The organism is Cryobacterium sp. Sr8 (genome assembly GCF_004403225.1).
Taxonomy (GTDB): Bacteria; Actinomycetota; Actinomycetes; order Actinomycetales; family Microbacteriaceae; genus Cryobacterium; species Cryobacterium psychrotolerans.
In genome coordinates, this window is sequence record NZ_SOHO01000041.1 from 26,988 (window position 1) to 48,718 (window position 21,731).

General features: G+C 70.7%; 24 protein-coding genes. 5 read left to right on the forward strand and 19 right to left on the reverse strand.

Annotated elements, in window-relative coordinates; genetic code table 11:
- Positions 1-21: 21 nt before the first annotated feature.
- Positions 22-585 (reverse strand): DUF2017 family protein, encoded by a 564-nt coding sequence (locus tag E3T54_RS07450; RefSeq protein WP_241977111.1) that lies wholly within the window; start codon positions 583-585, stop codon positions 22-24.
- Between the two features lie 8 nt (positions 586-593).
- Complete coding sequence (clpS, locus tag E3T54_RS07455) at positions 594-836, reverse strand: ATP-dependent Clp protease adapter ClpS (protein ID WP_092321690.1); 243 nt, start codon at positions 834-836, stop codon at positions 594-596.
- A gap of 124 nt (positions 837-960) precedes the next feature.
- Between clpS and E3T54_RS07460 the strand changes: the two genes are divergently transcribed.
- Positions 961-1,761 (forward strand): HNH endonuclease family protein, encoded by an 801-nt coding sequence (locus E3T54_RS07460; RefSeq protein ID WP_134475173.1) that lies wholly within the window; start codon positions 961-963, stop codon positions 1,759-1,761.
- Here E3T54_RS07460 and E3T54_RS07465 read toward each other — a convergent pair.
- Together E3T54_RS07465 and E3T54_RS07470 are read right to left on the reverse strand one after the other, a co-directional pair.
- Positions 1,758-2,126 carry a hypothetical protein gene (locus E3T54_RS07465; RefSeq protein ID WP_134475174.1) on the reverse strand — a complete coding sequence of 123 codons (369 nt, stop codon included), beginning with the start codon at positions 2,124-2,126 and terminating at the stop codon, positions 1,758-1,760. The genes E3T54_RS07460 and E3T54_RS07465 overlap by 4 nt on opposite strands.
- A 161-nt stretch (positions 2,127-2,287) precedes the next feature.
- Positions 2,288-2,626, reverse strand: a complete 339-nt coding sequence (locus E3T54_RS07470) for a hypothetical protein (RefSeq protein WP_134475175.1) — start codon at positions 2,624-2,626, stop codon at positions 2,288-2,290.
- Positions 2,627-2,727: 101 nt separating this feature from the next.
- On the opposite strand from E3T54_RS07470, the gene E3T54_RS07475 reads away from it, so the two are divergent.
- Positions 2,728-4,959: a glycosyltransferase gene (locus E3T54_RS07475; RefSeq protein ID WP_134475176.1), complete on the forward strand. Its 2,232-nt coding sequence runs from the start codon at positions 2,728-2,730 to the stop codon at positions 4,957-4,959.
- Positions 4,956-6,269 carry a glycosyltransferase gene (locus tag E3T54_RS07480; protein WP_134475177.1) on the forward strand — a complete coding sequence of 438 codons (1,314 nt, stop codon included), beginning with the start codon at positions 4,956-4,958 and terminating at the stop codon, positions 6,267-6,269. Before E3T54_RS07475 ends, E3T54_RS07480 begins: the two co-directional genes overlap by 4 nt.
- A gap of 24 nt (positions 6,270-6,293) precedes the next feature.
- Here E3T54_RS07480 and E3T54_RS07485 read toward each other — a convergent pair whose 3' ends face one another.
- From E3T54_RS07485 to E3T54_RS07510, 7 genes are all read right to left on the reverse strand, one after another.
- Positions 6,294-6,944, reverse strand: coding sequence for an NTP transferase domain-containing protein (locus E3T54_RS07485; RefSeq protein WP_134475178.1), 651 nt, complete (start codon positions 6,942-6,944; stop codon positions 6,294-6,296).
- A gap of 33 nt (positions 6,945-6,977) precedes the next feature.
- Entirely contained in the window at positions 6,978-7,151 is a 174-nt protein-coding gene (locus E3T54_RS16760) for a hypothetical protein (protein WP_166804861.1), read from the reverse strand.
- A gap of 150 nt (positions 7,152-7,301) precedes the next feature.
- Positions 7,302-8,372, reverse strand: a complete 1,071-nt coding sequence (locus E3T54_RS07490; RefSeq protein WP_134475179.1) for a glycosidase — start codon at positions 8,370-8,372, stop codon at positions 7,302-7,304.
- A gap of 2 nt (positions 8,373-8,374) precedes the next feature.
- Entirely contained in the window at positions 8,375-9,208 is an 834-nt protein-coding gene (locus E3T54_RS07495; RefSeq protein WP_092321444.1) for a carbohydrate ABC transporter permease, read from the reverse strand.
- Entirely contained in the window at positions 9,205-10,164 is a 960-nt protein-coding gene (locus E3T54_RS07500) for a carbohydrate ABC transporter permease (protein WP_134475180.1), read from the reverse strand. Before E3T54_RS07500 ends, E3T54_RS07495 begins: the two co-directional genes overlap by 4 nt.
- Positions 10,165-10,171: 7 nt before the next feature.
- The gene (locus E3T54_RS07505) at positions 10,172-11,476 is read right to left on the reverse strand and encodes an extracellular solute-binding protein (protein WP_134475181.1); all 1,305 of its coding nucleotides are present in this window, start codon (positions 11,474-11,476) and stop codon (positions 10,172-10,174) included.
- 63 nt (positions 11,477-11,539) lie between these two features.
- Positions 11,540-12,580 (reverse strand): LacI family DNA-binding transcriptional regulator, encoded by a 1,041-nt coding sequence (locus tag E3T54_RS07510; protein WP_134475182.1) that lies wholly within the window; start codon positions 12,578-12,580, stop codon positions 11,540-11,542.
- Positions 12,581-12,766: 186 nt separating this feature from the next.
- Between E3T54_RS07510 and E3T54_RS07515 the strand changes: the two genes are divergently transcribed.
- Together E3T54_RS07515 and E3T54_RS07520 are read left to right on the forward strand one after the other, a co-directional pair.
- A complete protein-coding gene (locus E3T54_RS07515; protein WP_134475183.1) occupies positions 12,767-14,206 on the forward strand; it encodes a lipase maturation factor family protein in 1,440 nt (479 codons plus the stop codon).
- Complete coding sequence (locus E3T54_RS07520; protein ID WP_134475184.1) at positions 14,199-15,641, forward strand: NAD(P)/FAD-dependent oxidoreductase; 1,443 nt, start codon at positions 14,199-14,201, stop codon at positions 15,639-15,641. Before E3T54_RS07515 ends, E3T54_RS07520 begins: the two co-directional genes overlap by 8 nt.
- A gap of 16 nt (positions 15,642-15,657) precedes the next feature.
- On the opposite strand, the gene E3T54_RS07525 is transcribed toward E3T54_RS07520, so the two are convergent.
- From E3T54_RS07525 to idi, 8 genes are read right to left on the reverse strand one after another with little or no spacing between them, the layout of a single operon-like run.
- Entirely contained in the window at positions 15,658-16,056 is a 399-nt protein-coding gene (locus E3T54_RS07525; RefSeq protein WP_092321449.1) for an RNA-binding S4 domain-containing protein, read from the reverse strand.
- Positions 16,057-16,079: 23 nt separating this feature from the next.
- A complete protein-coding gene (locus E3T54_RS07530) occupies positions 16,080-16,982 on the reverse strand; it encodes a prenyltransferase (protein WP_134475185.1) in 903 nt (300 codons plus the stop codon).
- Entirely contained in the window at positions 16,975-17,280 is a 306-nt protein-coding gene (locus E3T54_RS07535) for a lycopene cyclase domain-containing protein (protein WP_134475186.1), read from the reverse strand. The genes E3T54_RS07530 and E3T54_RS07535 overlap by 8 nt, the downstream gene beginning before the upstream one ends.
- Entirely contained in the window at positions 17,277-17,642 is a 366-nt protein-coding gene (locus tag E3T54_RS07540; protein WP_134475187.1) for a lycopene cyclase domain-containing protein, read from the reverse strand. The genes E3T54_RS07535 and E3T54_RS07540 overlap by 4 nt, the downstream gene beginning before the upstream one ends.
- Entirely contained in the window at positions 17,639-19,267 is a 1,629-nt protein-coding gene (crtI, locus tag E3T54_RS17285; protein ID WP_241977112.1) for a phytoene desaturase family protein, read from the reverse strand. Before crtI ends, E3T54_RS07540 begins: the two co-directional genes overlap by 4 nt.
- The gene (locus E3T54_RS17290) at positions 19,255-20,148 is read right to left on the reverse strand and encodes a squalene/phytoene synthase family protein (protein ID WP_241977113.1); all 894 of its coding nucleotides are present in this window, start codon (positions 20,146-20,148) and stop codon (positions 19,255-19,257) included. The genes crtI and E3T54_RS17290 overlap by 13 nt, the downstream gene beginning before the upstream one ends.
- The gene (locus E3T54_RS17295; protein ID WP_134475188.1) at positions 20,145-21,191 is read right to left on the reverse strand and encodes a polyprenyl synthetase family protein; all 1,047 of its coding nucleotides are present in this window, start codon (positions 21,189-21,191) and stop codon (positions 20,145-20,147) included. Before E3T54_RS17295 ends, E3T54_RS17290 begins: the two co-directional genes overlap by 4 nt.
- The gene (gene idi / locus E3T54_RS07555; protein WP_134475189.1) at positions 21,184-21,723 is read right to left on the reverse strand and encodes an isopentenyl-diphosphate Delta-isomerase; all 540 of its coding nucleotides are present in this window, start codon (positions 21,721-21,723) and stop codon (positions 21,184-21,186) included. The genes E3T54_RS17295 and idi overlap by 8 nt, the downstream gene beginning before the upstream one ends.
- Positions 21,724-21,731 lie beyond the last annotated feature (8 nt).

Sequence of the window (21,731 nt, forward strand, 5' to 3'; positions counted from 1 at the left end):
GCCGCCGGCGGTGTCAGGCCGTCAGACGTCGATCGCGTGCACCAGCGACTCCTGCACCATGCCCAGCCATTCGTAGACGTTGGCCAGGAACGGGGCCTCCTCGCCGGTGAGGTGCTGCACGCCGTCCGGGGAGACCTCGAGCCGTTCGGCGAGGGTCAGCCGCAGGTCGGTGAGGGTGCGCAGCCAGGACTGAACGGCCGCGTCGTCGAGCTCGATCGTCACCGGCGGCTGGTCGTCCACGTCGTCCCCACGGTCACTCTCGTCTTCGTTACCGTCGTCTCCGCCGCCCGGGTAGTCGTCGCCCTGGTATTCGTCGTCGCCGAGCGAGGCCAGCACCGCGCGCGCGTTGCGCTCCTTGCGGTCGAGGATGCCGTCGGCCGTGAACCGCCGGAACTCCGCCGCCGCCTCCGCGTCCTCGCGGTAGGCGTCGGGCAGCAGGCGGCGCACCGCGGGGTCGGCGGATGCCCCCAGCGCGTGGCTGGCCGCGGCATCCAGCAGGCCGACCAGCTGGGACACCGCGAGGCGCAGGAGCTCGACCTCCACCGGAACGAACTGCGCGGACACGGCGCCGGTTTCGTCGCGCACGAACCGCATCATCCTTCGGCCCTGGCCAGGGTGGCCCAGAGGCCGTAGTCGTGCATCGCTTCCACGTGACGTTCCATTTCTTCGCGGTTGCCGGTGGCCACCACGGCTCGGCCGTTGTTGTGCACCTGGAGCATGAGCCGTTCGGCCTCGTGCGCCGAAATGGCGAAGTAGCTGCGGAACACGTAGGCCACATAGGACATGAGATTGACCGGGTCGTCCCAGACAATAGTGACCCACGGACGCGCCAGCATCGGGGCGTCGCGAAGGTCCGGGAGCGGGGCGGGAAGGGACACGCCCCCAGCTTCACACGGTCCGGCGCGCAGTGCCACCCGCCGCCGCGTGGGAGGATGGCGGGATGCCTCGCGTGAGCCCTCGATGACCCGCCGGCGGAGAACTTCGAAGGGGTCCCTGGCGAGCGCAGGGCTCATCGCGGCGGTCATTCTGGCCGCGTTCCTCTACTTCACGGATGCGCCTGCTTCTGCACCCGCCCCGCCCCCGGGCGCGTCCGCGGGTGCCACCGTGCCGGCCCCGGCCGGTCCGACGCTGGATTCCGCGGCCGCGGTCGCCGCCGTTGCCGCACTTCCCGACGCCGCATACCGGGACGACGGGAGCTATGCCGGCCACCGGGACGACCTGTTCGGTGACTCCTGGTCCTTCGACTTCGACCGGAATGGCTGCGACGCGCGCAACGACATCCTGAGCCGCGACTTCACGGCCGTCAGCCTCAAACCGGCCCGCTGTGTCGTCGAGACCGGCACGCTCGCCGACCCGTACAGCGGCGAGAGCATCGGCTTCGTGCACGGCGCCGACACGTCGGATGACGTGCAGATCGACCACCTGCTGCCGCTCAAGGCCGTGTATGCCACCGGGGGAGCGGCCTGGACCTTCGAGAAGCGCCGGGCGCTCGCGAACGACCCGGTGAACCTGCTGGCGGTGAAGGGCTCCGAGAACGGCTCGAAGTCCGACTCCCTCCCCAGCGAGTGGCTGCCCGGGGTCTACCCGGATGTCTCGGACCGGCACGATGCCGGCCAGCGGGTCGTCTGGGACGATCTGCCCTCCGACACGGCGCTGCAGTGCTGGTATGTGAAGAAGTTGGTTCCGGTGTTCGTGGCGTACGAGCTCGGGGTGACTCCGGAGGACCGGGCGGCCATGTCAGCCGTGCTCAGAACCTGCTAGGGACATCCTTCCAGCAGCTGGATTCCGTGCTCGGTCTGCCGGTTGACCAGGACCGAGCCCTGGGAGTCGCAGATCGCATTCACGAGAAGCGCGTAGCCTTCACCGTTCTGGAAGTTGCCCTTCTCACCGGCGAGGCCGAAGCCCTGGATGGTTCCGGGGGGTACGAAGGCCCAGACTTCAGGGGCCCCGGGGAACACGCTGGGCAGCCAGGCCCAGTTGCCGTGGATGATCGGCCCGCTGGTGCAGTTGGAGCCGCACGCGGCTGGTGGCTTCGAGACATTGACACAGTCCAAAGCCTGCGCGGCCGTGGGGACGAGCGCAAAGGCAGCCGCGAGAGCGGCTGCGGCGAGGGTTTTTCTCAACACGATTACTCCTTCGGAATGGTTGACAGTGCATAAGAGCCGCAACCGCGTGCTGATGCCGCCCCCGATCCGGCTGCATAGAAAACCCTACTCAGAAGCGGCCGCCCGTCAACAGCGTTGGGCCTCCCGTCCTAATCCAGTTGGCAGGCCTGCGCGCGGAACTGCTACTCCAGGTCGTCCCAGTCGTACGCCGTGCTGAAGCCGACCTCCGTGTCGATCACCGGCCTGGGGGAGGACAGGGCCAGGGTGCGCTTGTGCAGCTCGGAGACGAAGTCGACGGTGTTCGGCTCCTCGAGGACCGATTCCTCCGGAACGCCGACCAGCTCGCTGGCGGGACCGACGACCATGCGCACAAGCACGGCCTTCCCGTCATCCGCGAAGGCGGGGATCTCCAGGGACTCGGCCTCATGGTTCTCCCCAAGCGCTGCCACGAACCGGAACAGCCCGTTCGCGATGTCGTCGCTCGTGAGGAACGACGCCCCGGCATAGCTCACCCTCATCATGCGACCACTCTTTACTCGTCGTCGGCCGAGCACAACCCATTGCATGCCCAAGGCGCAGTGGTACAGTCGCGGGGAATTCCGCTGCAGGGAGGGGAGTGTCCATGGGCACGCAGGCTGAACTGGACGCGGTGCGGACCGCGGGCTCCATCCTCGAGGCCATGCGGGGTGCCGACGACCTGGCCGAAGCCGTGCGCCGGCACGGCGGGGCGCGGGACGTGCGGCTCCTCCTGCGCGCGGCGACCGACCCCGAGGATCAGCTCACCGCCATCGCCGCGATCCACGCCCTCGCGCCGCTGCCCGACGAGTCGGCCGGGAGCGCGCTCGTGTCCCTGCTCGCCAGGGACGAACCCTTTCTCCGTGAGCATGCGGCGTGGGCGCTCGGCGGGCGGCCGCCCCGTGCCGACGCGATCTCCGGGCTTGTGGCCCTGGTCGCCGCCGGTGGCTTCTCCGGGATGATCGCGCAACGCAGCCTCGAGCGCTGGGGCGCGTCGGCACCGGAACGAGTGGCGCTCGCGCTCGACGGCGCGCTCTTGGGGCTCAGCGAACCCGGGGCGAGGGCGCGGCTGGTTGAGACCGCCGGGCTCGTGCCCGGACGAATCCCCGGGCGGCTCATCCGTCGGGTGGCCCTCGACCCGGCCGAGGCCACCGAGGTGCGTGCGGCGGCGATCGCCGCGCTCGGCGATCTCGGGGCGAACCAGGCCGGGACTCGGATCGTGACCGACCTCGCCCGCGGGACCGACTCGCTGGCCGATGTCGCGAGGCTCGCGCTGGCCGACCTGGCCGACCTGGCCGACCCGGCCGAGTCGAGCGGGCCGGCCGCACACTCCGACATCGTGGGGCCGAGGAGGCCCGGCGTGACGATCGCGCAGGTGTTCCTGCCCGCCGACATCGACCGGGAGCTCTCCCAGGTGGGCTCGGGTGACAACGGCGGCATCGCGACGCTGCTCGTGCGGCTCGGGGACGCGCTGGTCGAAGCGGGCGCGTCGACCGGCCGCGCAGCCGATGCGCACGCCCCCGCGCCGGTCTCACGGGTGCTGACCCTCTCCAGGGGGAACCACGCCGACGCCCTGCGCGGCTTGGCCGACCTCGCCTCCTCCCGGCCCGGGCACGTCTTCGCGACGGTTCCGTTCCTCGGCGAACCGGTGGCCTCGGTGGACGCGTGGCCGCGTCGCGTCGAGGCGCAGCGCGGGATCCGCCGGATTCTTCGCGCGGCCGGGACGGTCGACGCGATCCATCTCCGGATGGCCGATGTCGGCACCCTCGCCGCGGCGACTGTCGCGCGCGAACTCCGGATCCCGGTGGTCTTCACGCTGGCGCCTGATCCCCACGCGGCGATCCACGCCCTCGAGGCGGCGGGGGAGCTGACGCGGCAGGACTTCGGCGCTGCCGACGTGCAGGAGCACTTCTGGTTCCGGACGCGCCTGGCGCAGCGCGTGACCGCCGAATCCGCGCGCGTCGTGCTCTTCCCCCGGCCGGAGCTGCGGCGGGACCTCCGGCAACTGGTGGGGGTCGACATCGACCTGGACCCTGAGCGTTTCGCCGTGGTGCCCGAAGGCATCGACCTCGGAGTGATCGAGCGGGCCGGTGCCGACGCGCTCGCCGCATCCGAGCCGGGAGGCGCCGGGCATCCTGACTTCGACGCCCTGGACGCTGTGCTCGGCGGGCTCCCGGCGAATCGGCGGGGCCTGCCCCTGGTCGTCACGGTCGGCCGGCTGCACACGGTGAAGGGCATGGCGACCCTCGTGGAGGCCTGGCTGGGTGACCCCGCGCTGCGCGCACGCTGCAACCTGCTCCTCGTCGGGGGCGACCTGGAACATCCGTCGGGCGAGGAACGACGCCAGCTGGACCGGATCGACGCGGCCGTGCCGCGAGCTGAGGCGGCCGCCCGCGGCCTGCTGCTCGCGGGGCACCGGGCGAACGGCACCGTCGCGCACTGGCTCGCCGCCGCCCGCTACGGGCGCCCGGGCCTGGCCGCCCCGCATGGCGCGTACGTGTGTGCGAGCGTCAAGGAGGAATTCGGCCTCGCCCTGCTCGAGGCGCTGGCGACCGGGCTGCCGGTGGTCGCGCCCGCCGGTGGGGGCCCGGCGACGTTCGTCGAGGACGGCGTGACCGGGTTCCTCGTCGACACCCGCGACGCCCGCGCGCTGGCCGGCGGCATCACGCGCGCCCTGGACCTGTCCGGCGGGGCGCGCGACGCCGAGAACGCGGAGCGGGCGCACGCCATGGTGGCGCGGGACTTCGCCATCCAGACGATGGCGGATGCCCTCTCCCTGGTCTACCGCGCCGCCGCCGCGCGGGCGGACCCGACGGCCGGTAAGCTGAGCGCCTCATGAGCGTGCTTGTCATCAGCCCCGACTACGCCTCCCACCTCTACCCGCTCGCCGCCCTGGCGACCGCGTGGCGGGACGCAGGCGAGCGGGTGGTGGTGGCCACGGGCGAAGCCACCGCCGGGATCGTCCGGTCTTTCGGCTACGACCACGTTCCGCTGCAACTGGGGCGAGGCTCCAATCCGGGGGTGATCAGGGCCGAACAGCAACCCACCGGGGAAGATGACGCGTTGCGCGGCTTCTTCGCGGCCACCCGCCGCGGCATGGTCGAGACGCTGCGGTTCCAGGCCGAGGCGCGCAGCAGCGACCTCCTCTGGAACCCGGTCGAAGTGGCCAGGGACGTGCAGCGCGTCGTCGAGCGCGTCCGACCCGACCACGTGATTGTCGACCACCTCGCGTTCAGCGCGCGGCTTGCCCTGAAGAGCGCGGGGATCAGCCATGCGGACGTCGTGCTCGGACATCCTTCGGCCCTCCCGGTCGGCACGGAGGTCTACGGGTTCGTGTCAACCTGGCCGGAGGCATTCACGCCGGGCCACGACGAGCTGGACTCGCTGCGGAGGCTGTGCGGGAGGGTGCGCGACTCGTTCACGGTGCAGTGGAACGACGCGCTCATCCGCCTCGACCCCGGAGCGACGCCGGCGGCCGACGCGTTCACCGAGTCAGGCGATGTGCTCCTGCTCAACTATCCCGCCGAACTCCACCCCGCGGCCCGGGGGCTGCTGCTTCCGTCGCACGTCTTCCTGGGCTCTGCGGTGCGTGACGACGTGCCGGATGCCGAAACGCGGGAGTGGCTCGCCCGGGACGCCGCCCCCGTTGTCTACGTCAGTTTCGGCAGCTTCCTCTCGGTGCGCGGGGATGTGCTCGCCCGCGTGGTGGAGGCGCTGCGCCCACTGGACGTGCGGGTGGCGCTGGCGGCGGGATCGACCGACCCGGCCGAGCTGGGTCCGATTCCCGGCTCGTGGCTGGTGCGCGAGTTCCTGCCGCAGGTCAGCCTGCTGCGCGGCTCGGCCCTGGCCGTGTCCCACGGCGGCAACAACAGCGTCACCGAGGCGATGACCCACGGCGTCCCGATGCTGCTGCTGCCCTTCTCGACCGACCAATTCGCGGGTGCCGCCGCCGTCGAGGCAGCCGGACTCGGCGAGGCGCTCGACCCGAACGCCGCGCCGCCCGAGAAGATCAGGGAGGTTGCCATCCGGTTGCTCGCCCTGCACGGCGAGGCGCGGGAGCGCCTCGACCGCCTGTCCGCGTCCCTTGCGGCCGATGCGGGCCCGGCCCGAGCCTTCGACGCGCTCCGGGTGGTGCCGGACCTGCGCTGATTCGGCCGAGGGACCCGGCGGGCCTCAGTCGTCGTCGTCGGCGCCCGTTCCCAGGTCGCCGCAGTCGACCATCCGCACCCCGTGTTCGACCAGGTAGGGGCGGGCCCCGGTGTCGCCGGCGAGACGCTCGCCGAGCGGCGCCCAGTGCCGGCGCCCGATCACGACCGGGTGACCGGGGCGGCCGCCGAAGCCCGCCTGGCGGAGGGTGTCGGGGCCCACGGATGTCGCGTCGTCGTCGTCCCCGGCCCCGATGAGCCGGGCCACGACCCTGCCGTCCAGGTCGGGCACGTCGACCGGGACCACCGCGACGGCTGCCGGGGCGGGTTCGAGGGCGGCCGCCGCAGCGAGGCCGGCCCGCAGCGAGGCGGAGACGCCCTGGGCCCAGTCGACGGCGTGCACCACGATGAGGTCGCCGCCGCGTTCAGGTGTCTCGCCCCGGCCGGGCAGCAGCCGTTCCGCCTCGTCGCCCCGCGCGCCGAGCACGACGATGATCGGCGAGCATCCGCCCTCGCGAAGCGCGTCGATGGCACGCAGCAGCCACGGCTCCCCGTCGTCGCCCCGGCGGAGCGCCTTCGGGCTGCCGTGCCGCGATCCGGCTCCCGCGGCGAGCAGGAGCCCGGCGACCGGGGGCTGGGCCGTCGGTGCCGGGGCGATCGGTGCCGGGGCGTTGTCCATGCCTGCCATCGTACGCAGCCGGCGACGAACGGCTTAGTGGTCTGCGCTCACCAGCGAGGCGCGGGTCTCGAGCCATTCCTGGTGCTGGCGGAGCCCCTTCCGCACGGCGAGCCGGATCACCGTGTAGAGCAGCCAGAAGCCGAGGGCGATGAGCGCGGGATAGACCAGGAAGATGATGACATGCCAGGCCGAGAGGTTATTGAGCATGGGGCCAGTGTCACAGCCGCAGCCGCCGCGCCGGTGCAGGCGCGCGGCGCGCGGAACGACGTTCCGCCGAGCGCGATCAGCGGCCAACTGAGTTGCGGAAAAAGTACCTTCGTGGCGCGCGGGAAGGTACTTTGTCCGCAACTCAGCCGACTACGCCGTAGCGCGGTCGAGCCGGGCGACGCCGATCTTCGAGTCGGCCATGCCGTAGAAGACATAGTGCCGGCCGTCGATCTCCTCGATCGCGGTAGGGAACACGACGTTGGGCACGATGCCGCTGATCTCGTCGGGCGTCTCCGCCTTCAGCAGCGGCTCGCTGGTGCGGCGGACGACCCTCGTCGGGTCGTCCGCGTCGAGGATCATCGCGCCGGCCGAGTAGTTGACCTTCTGCTGCTGGGAGAAGGCGCCGTCGATCGTGCCGGTCACGCCGTGGTGCATGAGCAGCCAGCCCTCGGGCACGCGCAGGGGAGCGGGGCCGCCGCCGATCTTCAGCTCCTCGAATGGGAACTCCGGTCCGGCCAGGAAGCGGTGGCCCTTCCAGTAGGTCAGCAGGGTGAGATCGGCCAGCACGTCGGCGACGGGCAGGTAGCTGATCCAGATGCTCTGGCGGGTGTCGGTGACGCCGGCCGGGACGCGAACGCCCTCACCGGGCCTGACCTCGCCGAGGTCCCACATCGGGCGGTGCAGCACGGCGAAGCTCTCCACACCGTCGGGTGCGGTGACCGGCTCGGGGAAGAAGACGGTGTCCTTGTTGTGGAACAGGTTCAGGTCCATGTCGAGTGCGTCGTCGTAGGCGAACAGCGCGGGGCCGAGCCGGCGCCACTCGCGCAGGTCGGTCGACACGGCGACCGCGGTGCGCGGGCCCAGAGGGCCGTAGGCGACGTAGGTCATCACGTGCATGCCCAGACGGTCGATGTAGGTGACCCGCGGATCCTCGACGCCGGCGTTGTTCGCGCCGCGCTCCCAGCCGCGATCGGGTTCGAGCACGACGCCCTCACGCTCGACGCCGGTGGGGACGCCATCCGTGATGATCACCTTCGCCAGCCCGACGCGGGAGACATTGCCGGCGGCCACGAGCCGGGGCAGGAGGTAGAGGGTGCCGTCGGCGCTGCGCCCGGTCGCCGGATTGAGCACGCCCTCCGCCTCATTGGCGTTGCCCTCTTCCGGCGTCATGATGACGCCCATCCGGGTCAGTGTGTACGGGAAATCTGTGGTCGTTGGCATTGTTAACCTTTCACGCCGGAGCCGATATTGGTGGACACGAAGTGTCGCTGGAACAAGATGAAAATCAGCACGGCCGGTGCCGCGAGAACGCAGGCGCCGGCGAGGATTGCGCCGAAGGGGTTCGCCGCGGAAGCGGCGACGGTGCTGAGGTAATTGGCCAGGGACACCGCCAGGGGTTGCAGGGATGCCTCCTTCGTCACCAGGAAGGGCCAGAGGAACTCGTTCCACGGGCCGATGAAGGTGAGCAGCACCACGGTGAGGAGCGCCGGCCGAACCAGCGGGAGGGCGATGTTCCAGAGCAGTTTGAGCTCGCCGGCGCCGTCGATGCGGGCCGCGTCGAAGAGCTCCCGCGGAACCTGGAGGAAGTACTGCCTGAAGATGATCACGGCCGTCGAGTTGATCGCGAACGGAAGGATCATGCCGAGGTAGTTGTCCGCCAGACCGTAGTCACGGGCGATGAGCACGTACAGCGGGATCATCAGGAGCTGGAACGGAACGACCTGCACGAGCAGGGCGAGGGCGAAGGTCACCCCTCGGCCGCGCCACTGCAACTGGGCGAGGGCGTAGCCCACGAGCACCCCGAACACCACGGTGCAGAGGATCACGCCGCCGGCGAAGATTCCGGAGTTGACGAGGCCCTGCACCAGGCCGATGCGGCTGTTGATGGCCGCGTAGTTGTCGAGCGTGAGGTTGGCCGGGTTTGGGAAGGCGCCCCCCAGACTCGGGTCCGGAGAGGCCTGCAGCGAGCCGATGATCATGTAATAGAACGGGAACAGGAACACGAACGCGCCCAGCGCCAGGACGATTCCGCGGAGGATGTGCTGACCGCGATTCATGATTCATCACCTCCCGCGAGCTTGCGCTGGATGAAAGCGAGGATGAGGACGCCGATCACGAGAATCACTCCGATTGCGGCCGCCACGTCCGGCGAGCCCTGTTCGATGCCGCGCTGGTACATGAGCAGCACGGGGGAGGCGGAGGCGCCGTTGGGGCCGCCGCCACCGGTGAGCAGATACGGCTCCGTGAAGAGGTTGGCGCCGGTGACCGTCGCGAGCAGCAGCACCAGCACGGTGGCGGGACGTACGCCCGGGATGGTCACGGAGAAGAAGCTCCGCACCTTGCCGGCTCCGTCGGTCGCCGCGGCCTCGTAGAGCTCCTCGGAGACGTTCTGCAGTGCGGCGAGGTAGAGCAGGATGAAGAATCCGAGCTGTTTCCAGGTCACGAAGAGGGCGATCGTCGGCATCGCCCAGGTCGAGTTGATCAGCCAGGACGGCGACGGTGCGAGCGGCCCGAGCAGCTGGTTGATCAGTCCGCTCCCGCTGAAGAGGAACAACCACACGCCGACGACCGCGACGCTCGCGGTCACGTACGGCACGAAGTAGGACACCCGGAGGAAGGTGCGGAACCGCACGACCTTGTTGAGTGCCGTGGCGAGCACGAGCGAGAGCACCACCGTCAGGGGCACGTTGATCAGGAGGAAAATGCCCACGTTCCCGAACGACCGGATCACGGCGGGGTCGGTAAGGACCTCCTGGAAGTTCTCGAGGCCGACAAACTGCCGCTCGATCTGGGCGCCGGGTGCGGCGAAGAAGTAGTCGTGGAATGACATCCAGACCGCGAACACGAGCGGATACGCGAAGACGGCCAGGACGAAGATGAGGTACGGCGCGCTGAACAGGATCCCGATGGGGTTCTTCCCGAGGAGCGGGCGGCGCCTCCGGCGGGCGGGGGCCCCGCCGGCCGCGAGCGTGGATCTCCCGGCCGGCGGCGTGCTTGTTGCCACGGTTGACATGGCGGTGTTAATCCTTCGCGACCAGTGAGTCGATCTTCTCCGCGGCTCCCTCGAGCGCCGAGGAAATCTCGCCCTCACCGAAGATGACAGCCTTCGAGTACGCGTCGCGGAAGGCCTGCCAGGATGCGACAGAGTTGCTGACGCTCGGAACTTCGACCGTGCGCGAAGCCTGGTCGCCGAACTGCTCGTAGGTCGGGTTGGCCGCGAAGTAGTCGGCGTAGGTGGTGGTCAGGTCCTTGCGGAGCGGCATCTGCCCGGTCAGCTCGAGAAGCGCTCCATCCTGTGCCTCGCTGGTTGCGAACTTCAGAACGTCCCAGGCCGTGCCCTTGTTTTCGCAGGCGCTGAAGAGCCCGACGTTCTTGGCGTCGCTGAACGTGTAGGTCTCGTCAGCCGGCGTGCCGGTGCTGGTCGGAACGGGAACGGCTCCCCAGTTCACGGCATTCTTGTAGACCGAGACGGCCCACGGTCCGACGATCGACATGGCGGCCTGGCCGTCAGCGAACGAGTCGCCCTGGTACTGCTCCTTGCCGGCGAGTCCTTCGTCGTACATCGTCTTCCAGAACTCGGCGACCTTCTGGCCGTCCTCGGTGGCGAACGTGGACTTGCCGTCCTCGACGAGCAGCTTGCCGCCGGTCTCGGCCGCGTACAGCGGGTAGAAGTCGAACCAGCTCTGGAAGAACTCGCTCGTCGGCGCCGGGTGGATGGCGTTCTCGGCGGCGCCGCTCTTGACGATCGTGCGCGCGGTGGCGAGGAACTCGTCGTAGGTCGCGAGCGCCGGGTTCTCCGGGTCGAGGCCGGCCTTTGTGAAGAGATCCTTGTTGTAGAAGATCATCACCGGGTTGGACTTCCAGGGCATCTGGAAGTACTTTCCGTCGGCGTTCCGGTACTGCTCCGCCGTGTCGCCGCTGCGCTCCTCAATGTAGGAGACGCCGTCCTCGAAGGTGCCCAGGTCGACGAGACCGCCCTGCTTCTCGAACTGCGGGACCGCTACGGGAGCGGTGTTGAACACGAGGCAGGGGGCGTTGCCGGCGGTAATGGCGGCGCCGATGACTTCTTCGCTGCTCTTGCCCGCCGGGATCTCCTGGGCCTTGACCAACTCGCCCGGGTGATCGGCGTTCCACGCTTCGACCATTTGCTTGCCCCACGCGATCTCGGACTCGTTGTTCGAATACCAGATCGTGATGTCGCCGCGCGCGTCGGCGCCCGGAGCTGCCTTGTCGTCGCCGCCGCCGGCGCAGGCGCCCAGCGCGAGCACCATCGTGGCGGACACCGCCGTCGCGGCGAGGATCCGCCTTTTCTTCGTTGAACTCATCGTTCTCTCCATTTCGTGATCGCAGCGGCTCTGCTGCGGGCTCTCTCCTGGGCAGGTGAGTCTTCAGGTGGCCGATTTTCGCGTGTGGGCCGGGGCCGCGGCGGAACCGCGGATGATCAGCCGTGCGGCGGGCAGGTTCACGTCGTCGGCGGCGCCGGTCTCGATCAGGGCGAGCAGGGTGGTGGCGGCCGCCCGGCCCCACACCACGGGCGTCGCGCTGACCGTCGTGAGGGGCGGGTAGACGTAGCGCGAGAAGTCGATGTCATCAAAGCCGGTGATCGACAACTCGTCCGGTACGCGGATGCCCAGTTCGTGGGCGACTCCGAGCCCGGCGATGGCCATGGGGTCGTTGGCGTAGACAATGGCGGTCGGCGCATCCTCCTGGGTGAGGAGCCGGCGGGTCGCGTCGGAACCGGCTGCCACGGAGAAATCCGTCTCGATGGTCTGGCCGAGGGGGAGCCCGGCGGTGCGCAGCGCCGCTTCGAAGGCGTCGCGACGGCGGGTGCCGTGCAGCATGGTGGAGCTCCCGGCGATGTGGGCGATGCGGCGGTGTCCGAGCCGCGCGAGGTAGGCCACCGACTCGGCGATGCCCGGAGTGTCGTCGATCGACACGGCGGGGAACGGGCTTGGACCGTCCGGACGACCGAGGGTGACGGCCGGCAGGCCCAGTTCTGTGAGCAGGGGAATGCGCGGATCGTCGTGCCGGAGGTCGGTCAGGAAGACCCCGTCTACCCGGCCGTCGTCGACCAGCTGCCGGTAGCTTCGGATTTCCGCTTCTTCGCTCGGCACGACGCTGAGCACGAGGGCCCGGCCGCGATCGGAGAGGATGCTCTCGACGCCGGCGATGAACGACGGGAAGAAGGGGTCCGAGCCGAGGACCTCAGGGTTCCTGGCGACGACGAGGCCGAGCGCGAAGGATCGGCGGGTCGAGAGGGAGCGGGCGCGAAGGGACGGCTTCCAGCCGAGGTCTCCGGCTACGGCCAGGATTCGCGTCCGGGTCTCGGGGGAGACGCCCGGCCGATCGTTGAGGGCGAAGGACACCAGGCCCTTGCTCACGCCGGCCCGTTTCGCGACATCGGCGATGGTCACCTTCTGCGTATTCACGCGGCCTCCTCGCCGATTGCCATTCGGGCCGGTGCGGCCCCGGGCGACTGAACCGGTTTAGACAACCTATACCGGTTTAGTCCCGGCCGTCAACCGACGATGTCGATCTGCAGCGGCAGGGTACGTCGTCGTGGATGCGGCGCCGAGCTTGATGGCGCGGTGGCGCGGGCCTATGGTGACTGCACGATGGACTGGTTTGCTGCGGGCGACTACGAATTCGCGCGGCAGGTGCTGCAGCGCGGGGTAGCCGCCTGCTACCTGGTTGGCTTCGTCGGGGCAATCAACCAGTTCCCGGCGCTGCTGGGCGAGCACGGCCTGCTGCCGGTCCCGCGCTTCGTGGCGCGGATCCGCTTTCGGCAGTCACCGAGCGTGTTCCATTGGCGATATTCCGACCGGATGCTCCTGGCCGTCGCCTGGGCCGGAACGGCCGTGTCTGCGTCCCTGGTGGCCGGCCTGCCCCAGCTGGGGCCGCCCTGGCTGCCGATGCTGCTCTTCCTGCTGCTCTGGGCCGGATACCTCTCGATCGTCAACGTGGGGCAGACGTTCTACTCCTTCGGCTGGGAGAGCCTCCTGATCGAAGCCGGATTCGTCGTCGCCTTCCTCGGCTCCAACGAGGTCGCCCCGCCGGTGACGATCATCTTCTTCCTCCGCTGGCTCGTCTTCCGCCTGGAGTTCGGCGCCGGCCTGATCAAGATCCGCGGAGGTGCGGAGTGGCGCGACCTGACCGCCCTTTACTACCACCACGAAACCCAGCCGATGCCCAACCCGGTGAGCTGGTTCGTGCACCACCTGCCCAAATGGTTCCACCGCGGCGAGGTGCTCGGCAACCACTTCGTGCAGCTGGTCGTGCCGTTCTTCCTGTTCGCGCCGCAGCCGGTGGCGTCCGTCGCCGCGGCGATCGTCATCCTCAGCCAGCTCTGGCTCGTGCTCACCGGTAATTTCGCCTGGCTGAACTGGATCACGATCGTGCTTGCCTTCGCCGCCGTCGACGACAATGCATTCAGGTTCGTGTTCCGGTGGCTGCCGTCCGCCGGGGCCAGGCCGGACACGGCGATCTGGTTCGTCGTGGTGGTGCTGGCCGCGACCGTGTTCCTGCTCGCGCTCAGCTACCAGCCGGCCCGCAATCTGATCTCGCGGCGCCAGCTGATGAATGCCAGCTTCAACCGGTACCACCTGGTGAACGCCTACGGCGCGTTCGGCACGGTGACGAAGGACCGGTTCGAGGTGGTGGTGGAGGGCAGCGACGCCGAGGATCCCTTCGAGGAGTCCGCCTGGCGCGCGTACGAGTTCCGCGGGAAGCCGGGCGACCCGCGCCGGATGCCTCGTCAATTCGCGCCCTACCACCTGCGCCTCGACTGGCTGATGTGGTTCCTCGCCCTCGGCGCGCGGGACACGAGGTGGTTCGAGACGTTCATCGTGCGCCTGCTCGAGGGGGACGGCCCGACCCTTCGGATGCTCCGGGTCAACCCGTTCCCGCAGGCCCCGCCCCGCCGCCTCCGGGCCCGGGTCTTTCTCTACCGGTATACGACCCCGGCCGAACGGCGGGCGACGGGGGACTGGTGGGTGCGCACGGAGGTCGGCCTGCTGGTCGCCCCGGTCGGCCTGGCTGGTCACGCCCGTGCTTGACGTCAACATCGTCGGCTCCGGACCCAACGGCCTGGCCGCGGCGGTCGTGTTCGCCCGTGCCGGGCTGTCGGTGCGGGTCACCGAGCGGGCCGATACCCCGGGCGGCGGGCTGCGGACCGAGCAGCTGACCCTCCCCGGCTACCGGCACGACAGCTGCTCCGCGGTGCACCCGGCCGCGCTCGCCTCGCCGTTCTTCCGTGCGTTCGAACTGACCGCCCGGGTGCCGTTCGTGGTTCCCGACGTGTCCTACGCGCATCCGCTGGGCGGCGGGCGTGCCGCGATTGCGTACCGCGACCTCGACCGCACGGCCGAAGGCCTCGGGCGTGGCGGGCAGGCCTGGGCACGCCTGTTCCAGCCCCTGGTCACCCGGCTCGAGGGGATCGTTGCGTTCACCGGCAACCAGCTCCTGCGCTGGCCCGACGACCCCCTCGCCGTGCTCCGGTACGGGGCCGACGTTCTGGAGCTCGGCACGGCGCTCGGCCGGGCCCGGCTGCGCGGAGCGGATGCCGCGGCCCTCTTCGCCGGGGTGGCCGCCCACGTGGCGGGACGGCAGCCGTCCCTCGCGGCCGCGGGGGCCGGCCTCCTGCTCGCCGCGCACGCCCATGCGGGAGGGTGGGGCTACCCGCGGGGCGGCTCCCAGGCCATCGCCGACGCGCTGGTCGACGACCTCACGGCTCACGGAGGCAGCCTGCTCCTCGGGACGGAGGTGCACTCGATCGGCGAGCTCGAGCCCGCGCGCGTCACCATGCTCGACACCTCGCCCGCGTTCCTCGCGAGCTTCGCCAGCCGGTCCCTTCCGGTGCGCTACCGGCGCGCGCTCGAGGGCTACCGCTACGGCTCCGGGGTGGCCAAGGTCGACTTCGCCCTGTCCGGCCCGGTTCCCTGGGCGAACCCGGAGGTCGCCCTCGCCCCCACCGTGCACCTGGGCGGCAGCCGGGCGGAGGTGGCCGCGGCCGAACGGGAGGTGTCCCGCGGCCGGGTGGGGGAGTATCCGTTCGTGCTGGTGACCCAGCCGAGCGTGCTCGACGACTCGCGGGCGCCGGCCGGCCACCACGTGCTCTGGGCGTACACGCACGTGCCCCGGGGCTCGAACATCGACATGACGGATGCCGTCGTGCGCCGGATCGAGGGGTTCGCGCCGGGCTTCCGGGACACCATCCTGGCCTCGGCCTCGCTCACGGCCCAGGGGATGGCCGAGCACGACCCGAACTTCGTCGGCGGCGACATCCTGGGTGGGGAGGTGACCGTGCGGCAGCTGGTCAGGAGACCCGTCGTGTCGAGGCGGCCGTGGCAGACCCCGGTGCCGGGCCTCTACCTCTGTTCGGCCTCGACGCCGCCGGGCCCCGCGGTGCACGGGATGAACGGCTGGTACGCGGCGACGCTCGCCCTCCGCGACGAGTTCGGCATCACCGTGCCGCCGTCGCTGGCGCCCTGACCGCGGCCTGTCTGAGCTAGTCGTCGTCGGGAAGGTCGGTGCGCTCCAGGCCGCGCAGCTTATCGATGTCGCGGCGTTCACGTTTGGTCGGCCGGCCGGCCCCGCGGTCGCGCATGGGGACGAGCGCGACCTCCTCACGGGGCGGGGGAGGCGGGGTCTTGTCCACGTAGCATTCGGCCGCCACCGGGGCGCCGACGCGCTTGGAGACGATCCGGGCCACGACGAGCACCCGGTCGAAGCCGGCGCTGCGCACCCGCACCTCGTCGCCCACGCGCACGGCCTGGGCCGACTTGACCTTGTCACCGTTGACCCGAACGTGACCGGCCCGGCAGGCGGCCGTGGCCTGGGAACGGGTGCGGAACATCCGCACCGCCCAGGTCCAGCTGTCCACGCGCGCGGTGGTGACGGGGTCCATCCCTCGACTCTACGCGGGCGGGCTCAGCTTCCCCGGACGGCCACCCAGGCGATGAGCAGCATGGTCACGAGGAACCCGGTGAGGAAGTTGAGCCACAGGAAGAGCTTCCACCCGGCGTTGGCGGTCTCGGCCCGGTCGTCGGGGATCGACCGGTACGGCCAGGCGGCCAGGATGTAGGGCAGGGCGAGCACGGCGGCCAACGGTCCCGGCCAGCTGGTCGCCAGCATGAGCAGGCCGGCCAGGGCCCACCCGGTGATCGCGAGGCGCACCGTGCGGGCGGCGCCGAACGCGGTCGCGATCGACGCGATCCCGGCCTGCCGGTCGGGCGCGACATCCTGCACGGCGCCGAAGGCGTGGCTCGCCATGCCCCAGAGGAAGAACGCGGCCAGCAGCGCGAGCAGGGCGGGCGTGAAGACGGCCCCCGCGACGGCGAGGCCGTAGACGGCCGGGCTCACGAAGTGCGTGCTCGAGGTGATCGAGTCGAGCACCGGCCGCTCCTTGAAGCGCAGCCCGGGAATCGAGTAGGCGACGACCGCGAACAGGCTGAGGCCCAGGACGAGCCAGGCCGACGGATGCTCCGCGCCGGCGAGCAGGAGCATCAGGGCAAGCATCGGGGCCGCGGTCAGCACGCCGGCGGCCATCACCGTGCGGTGCAGCCCGGGGTCCAGCAACGCCCCCTCCGCGCCGCCCTTGCGCGGATTGCGCAGGTCGGACTCGTAATCGAAGACGTCATTGATGCCGTACATCAGGAGGTTGTAGGGCACGAGGAAGAAGACCGTGCCGACCACGAGCAGGGCGTCGACCCGGCCGGTGGTCACCACGTAGGCGGCGGCGAACGGGAAGGCGGTATTGATCCAGCTGAGCGGCCGGGACGACAGGAGCACCTGGCGCGCCTTCCAGCCCGCCGACGTGCGCGCCTCACTCATGTTCTCTCCCCAGCAGCGTCCACAGCGCGGGCAGCAGGAGCGCCGCCGCGACCGGATAGGCGAAATCCTCCAGCGGGGCCAGGCCCACCCGGAACCCGATCAGCAGCGCAGGATCGTATGCGACGAGCCCGACCGCGATCATGACGGTGTCGAAGACGGCGGTGAGCACCAGCAGGGCAGCGAGGGCGATCCCGACGGCGGCCACCCCGGTCCGGCCCGGGCGCCGCTGCCGCAGCGCGAACACGGCTACGGCGGCAGCGGCGGTCAGGAAGACGGCATCCAGCAGCAGGTAGCTCATTCGGTGCGCTCCCGGGTGCGCTCCCGGGTGCGGCCAGGCCGGGTGCGGGCAGGCCGGGTGCGCAGCAGCCGCGCGCCCTGGACCAGGTTCATGGTGAGGTAGCAGAGGAAGGCGAGGAAGAAGAGTTCCTCCACGGGGAGCTCCGGGGCCAGCTGCAGGCCCGTCATCAGGTTTGTTTCTCCGCGGTAGAAGATGCCCAAGCCGATGCCCAGAAGGTCCCAGGCGAGGAAGAAGAGCACGCCCGCGCCGAGAACCCAGGCGGCGCGGCGGGCATCCCGCCAGAAGAACAGGCGGAACCTCCGGTCCAGCACGACCATCGCGGCCAGGGATGCCACCAGGGTCAGCAGGTAGGCGGCGCTCACAACGGCTCCGGGAGCGGACCGGTCGACGTGTCTGAACGGATGCGTTTCAGCAGGATCTCGGCGCTGATCAAGCACATCGGCAGGCCGATGCCCGGGATGGTCGTGCCCCCGGCGTAATAGAGCCCGTCGACCCGGGCCGAGGCGTTGGAGCCGCGCAGGAAGGCGCTCTGCCGCAGGGTGTGCCCCGGCCCGAGCGCCCCGCCTCGCCAGGAGTTGAGGTCCTCGGCGAAGTCGCCCGGCCCGACGGTGCGCCGCACGACGATTCGCTCCATCAGGTCGGGGATGCCCGCCCACTCCGACAGCTGGCCGATCGCGGCATCCGCGATCGCCTCGATCGCGGCGTCACCGGCGCCGGCTATGCCGCCCCGCCCCAGCGACGGGTCGGCGGGGATCGGCACGAGCAGGAACAGGTTCGCCGTGCCGGACGGCGCCACCGTGGCGTCGGTCGCGCTGGGCATGCAGGCGTAGAAGGATGCCGGGGCCGGGACGCTCGGGTTCTTGCCGAAGATCCGGCCGAAGTTCTCCTTCCAGTCCGTGGTGAAGAACAGGGTGTGATGCTGGAGCTCGGGCAGCTCGCCCCGGACGCCGAGCATGACCAGCACCGCTCCGGGGCCGGAGACCCGGCGCCGCCACCACCGCTCCGGGTAGGTCCGCTGCTCCGCCGGTACCAGTTCGGTCTCCGTGTGATGGAGGTCGGCCGCCGAGACGACGACATCGCAGTCGAGCTCGACGGTGGTCCCGTCCGGGCCGAGGTAACTCACCCCGGCGACCGCGCTCGCCGGGGGTCGGGCGGCGCCGGTCCGGCGGGTCTTCCCGCGGCTTGTCGTCGGCGCCGCCGCGCGGATCCCGGTCACACGCGCCCCGGTGAGCACGCGAACACCCTCCGCCCGGGCGAGGTCGGCGATGCTGTCGATGACGCGGGTGAAGCCGCCCTGCGGGTAGAGCACGCCGTCGGCCAGGTCGAGGTAGCTCATCAGGTGGTACATCGACGGCGTGCGGCCCGGCGACGAGCCGAGGAAGACCGCCGGAAAACCGAGGATCTGCCGCAGCCGGGGATCACGGAAGTACCCCGCGGCGAACCGGTCGAGCGGCTGCAGCAGCAGCCGGGCCAGCCGGCCGAGGCGGCCGATGACCGCCCGGTCCAGGAACGGCCGGAAGGAGGCGAAGCTCGTGTAGAGGAAGCGCCCGACCGCCATCCGGTAGGTCTCCTCGGCCGAGTCGAGGTAGCGGTCGAGGGCGGCCCCAGCACCCGGCTCGATCCGCTCGAAGGTGCGCAGGTTCGCTTCACGGTCGGCCGCGATATCGACGGGCTCGGCCTGCGCCTCGAAGTAGACGCGGTAGCCGGGGTCGAGCCGGCTGAGGTCGAGCTGTTCGGCCGCGCTGGTTCCGAGCAGCCGGTAGAAGTGGTCGAAGACCTCGGGCATGAGGTACCACGACGGCCCGGTGTCGAACCGGAAACCGCCGGCGTCCCAGCTGCCCGCGCGGCCGCCGAGTTCCCCCCGGGCCTCGAGCAGGGTCACGTCGTGACCCTCCCGGGCGAGCAGGGCTGCGGTGGCCAGTCCGGCGATGCCGCCGCCGATGACGACGGTGCGGGTGCGCCTGGCGTGCCGCGTCAACGCTTCCACGTCCCGGAGCCGAGGGTCGCCGCGACGGCGATCACGAGTTTCTCGGCATCCGGAACCCGCACCCTGGCGCGCAGGAGCTGCCGGGCCGGAGTGGCCCGTAACCGGCTGGACAGGCGGGAGAAGAGGCGGTGGGCGAGGGTCACGGCGCGGCGGCTCCCGCCGGGCAGCATGGGCAGCACGTTCTCGGCGACGGCGAGGTCGGCGTCGATGTCGTCGAGGATCCGGTTCTTGTCGGCATCCGTCATGGCGGCGACGTCGACCCCGGGAAAGTAGTTGCGGCCCAGGGTGTCGCGGTCGCAGGCCAGGTCGCGGAGGAAGTTGACCTTCTGGAAGGCGGCGCCGAGGCGGCAGGCGCCATCTTCGAGCAGCGCCAGCTCCGTGGTCGACGACCGGGATTCCTGCATGAAGCAGCGCAGGCACATGAGCCCGATGACCTCCGCGGAGCCGTAGATGTACTCGGCCACGCCCGCCTCGGTGAACGGGGAGGGATCCAGGTCTCGCCGCATCGACGCGAAGAACGGCGCCGTGAGTCGAAAGTCGATGCCGACCTGTCGTGCGGTGGTGGCGAAGGCGTGCACGACGAGGTTGGTGCTGTACCCGCCGTGGATCGCCCGCTCGGTCTCCCGCTCGAGGTCGTCGAGCTGTTCGCGCTGGGCGGCCAGGTCCAGCCCGGCTCCGGTCGCCGCGCCGTCGACGATCTCGTCGGCGATGCGCACCAGCGCGTAGACGGTCCGCACCTGGCTGCGCACGCTCGGGGCCAGCAGCCGGGTGGCCAGCCCGAAGGAGGTGGAGTACGCGTCGATCACGGTGGCCGAACTCGACCGAGCCGCCGCGTTGTACCGGTCGATGTCGGTCGGCTCCGCCCGGTTTCGGCGCGTCATCGGAACCTGTTGACGGCGGAGCCGGCGAGCGTGGTGAGCGTGCCGCGCAGTTGGGCTGGGATGAGGGGCGTGTCCAGTGACTCCACGGCCTTCGCCGCGTGGTCCCGGGCCAGGTCGCCCACCGCCTGCAGGGCTCCGCAGGCGCGGATGTGGTCCCTGACCACATCGGCTTCCGGCGCGCTCAGGTCGGCTTTGCCGATGTACGGCGCGATCGCCGGCCACGCCATCGTCGCGCCGGCATGGGCGATCAGGGCGGTCTGCTTGCCCTCGCGCAGGTCGGCGACGACGCTCTTGCCGGTCCTCGCCGGGTCGCCGAAGACGCCGAGGATGTCATCGGTGAGCTGGAACGCCACGCCCACCAGGCGTCCGAACCGCCCGAGCACATCGATGGCCGCGTCGGTCGCCCCGGACAGGACCGCCCCGGCCTGGAGCGGCGCCTCGAAGGAGTAGACGGCCGTCTTCTGCTCGAGTGTCGCGAGCACCTCGGCGACGCCGAGCGGCTGGGGCCTGGCTGCGTTCGTCACATCGGCGAGCTCCCCGGCGGCGGAGACGAAGACCGCGCGATCGAGCAGGTCGAGCAGTCTCATCCGCCGGCCGGCCTCGACGGGCAGCCGGGCCAGGATGCGGTGGGCCTCGCTGAGCGCGAGGTCCCCGGCGAGAATGGACGCCGTCACCGCCCAGGCGCCGGCCTGCCCGCTCTCGGCTCCGTGGGCGAGGGCGCGGTCGTTGAACCGGCCGGCGATGTTAGCGATGCCCCGCCGGGCCAGGTCGCGGTCGATCACGTCGTCGTGGATCAGGAAGGCCGTGTGCAGCAGTTCGAAGCTCACCGCGACGGGGGTGACGAGGGCGAGGTCCCGACCCCCGAATCCGGCGTACGCGGCCAGGACCATCGCCGGGCGCACCCGCTTGCCGCCCGTGCTGGCTTGCTCGAGGCAGTCCCAGAGAGCAACGTAATGGTCGCCGTAGTCGCTCGCGCGGAGCCGGGCGGCCGCGAAGTAGCGCTGGAGTTCCGTCTCGACGCCCGCTGTGGCGATCTCACGCACGGAAACGATCCAACTCCTTCACCTGCAGGACCAGCCAGGGGCTGAACGCCCACGGTGCGTCGCGCACGGCACCGCGCAGGGTGGTTGGATCCGCCCAGCGGTACTCCATCACCTCGCGCGGGTTCGGCTCGGGTTCGGCCGAGGTCGTGGCCACATAGACCGGGCAGAGTTCGTTTTCCACCGTGCCGAAGCTGTCGGTCGCCCGGTAGCGGAACAAGGGGAGGGCGACGGAGATGGCGCTGATATCCAGGCCGAGTTCGAAGCGCGCTCGCCGCGTGACCGCCGCCGTGAGCGGTTCGGCCGGCAGCGGATGCCCGCAGAAGGAGTTGGTCCACACGCCGGGCCAGGCCCTCTTGCCGAGCGCGCGCCGGGTCATCAGCACCTCGCCGAGGTCGTTGAAGACGTAGCAGGAGAAGGCCAGATGGAACGACGTGTCCGCGCCGTGGACGCTCTCCTTCGGCGCCGTGCCTATCTCACGCCCATCCTGGTCGAGCAGGATGACGTGTTCCACGAGTGTGTCTGCGGTCTGCACGGCCGTAC

What these genes read in the sequence shown, in the direction of transcription:
- clpS (WP_092321690.1), bottom strand. Translation starts at nt 836, where the DNA reads ATGCTGGCGCGTCCGTGGGTCACTATTGTCTGGGACGACCCGGTCAAT.
- E3T54_RS07460 (WP_134475173.1), top strand. Translation starts at nt 961, where the DNA reads ATGACCCGCCGGCGGAGAACTTCGAAGGGGTCCCTGGCGAGCGCAGGG.
- E3T54_RS07470 (WP_134475175.1), bottom strand. Translation starts at nt 2,626, where the DNA reads ATGATGAGGGTGAGCTATGCCGGGGCGTCGTTCCTCACGAGCGACGAC.
- E3T54_RS07475 (WP_134475176.1), top strand. Translation starts at nt 2,728, where the DNA reads ATGGGCACGCAGGCTGAACTGGACGCGGTGCGGACCGCGGGCTCCATC.
- E3T54_RS07480 (WP_134475177.1), top strand. Translation starts at nt 4,956, where the DNA reads ATGAGCGTGCTTGTCATCAGCCCCGACTACGCCTCCCACCTCTACCCG.
- E3T54_RS07485 (WP_134475178.1), bottom strand. Translation starts at nt 6,944, where the DNA reads ATGGACAACGCCCCGGCACCGATCGCCCCGGCACCGACGGCCCAGCCC.
- E3T54_RS16760 (WP_166804861.1), bottom strand. Translation starts at nt 7,151, where the DNA reads ATGCTCAATAACCTCTCGGCCTGGCATGTCATCATCTTCCTGGTCTAT.
- E3T54_RS07490 (WP_134475179.1), bottom strand. Translation starts at nt 8,372, where the DNA reads ATGCCAACGACCACAGATTTCCCGTACACACTGACCCGGATGGGCGTC.
- E3T54_RS07495 (WP_092321444.1), bottom strand. Translation starts at nt 9,208, where the DNA reads ATGAATCGCGGTCAGCACATCCTCCGCGGAATCGTCCTGGCGCTGGGC.
- E3T54_RS07500 (WP_134475180.1), bottom strand. Translation starts at nt 10,164, where the DNA reads ATGTCAACCGTGGCAACAAGCACGCCGCCGGCCGGGAGATCCACGCTC.
- E3T54_RS07505 (WP_134475181.1), bottom strand. Translation starts at nt 11,476, where the DNA reads ATGAGTTCAACGAAGAAAAGGCGGATCCTCGCCGCGACGGCGGTGTCC.
- E3T54_RS07515 (WP_134475183.1), top strand. Translation starts at nt 12,767, where the DNA reads ATGGACTGGTTTGCTGCGGGCGACTACGAATTCGCGCGGCAGGTGCTG.
- E3T54_RS07525 (WP_092321449.1), bottom strand. Translation starts at nt 16,056, where the DNA reads ATGGACCCCGTCACCACCGCGCGCGTGGACAGCTGGACCTGGGCGGTG.
- E3T54_RS07530 (WP_134475185.1), bottom strand. Translation starts at nt 16,982, where the DNA reads ATGAGTGAGGCGCGCACGTCGGCGGGCTGGAAGGCGCGCCAGGTGCTC.
- E3T54_RS07535 (WP_134475186.1), bottom strand. Translation starts at nt 17,280, where the DNA reads ATGAGCTACCTGCTGCTGGATGCCGTCTTCCTGACCGCCGCTGCCGCC.
- E3T54_RS17290 (WP_241977113.1), bottom strand. Translation starts at nt 20,148, where the DNA reads ATGACGCGCCGAAACCGGGCGGAGCCGACCGACATCGACCGGTACAAC.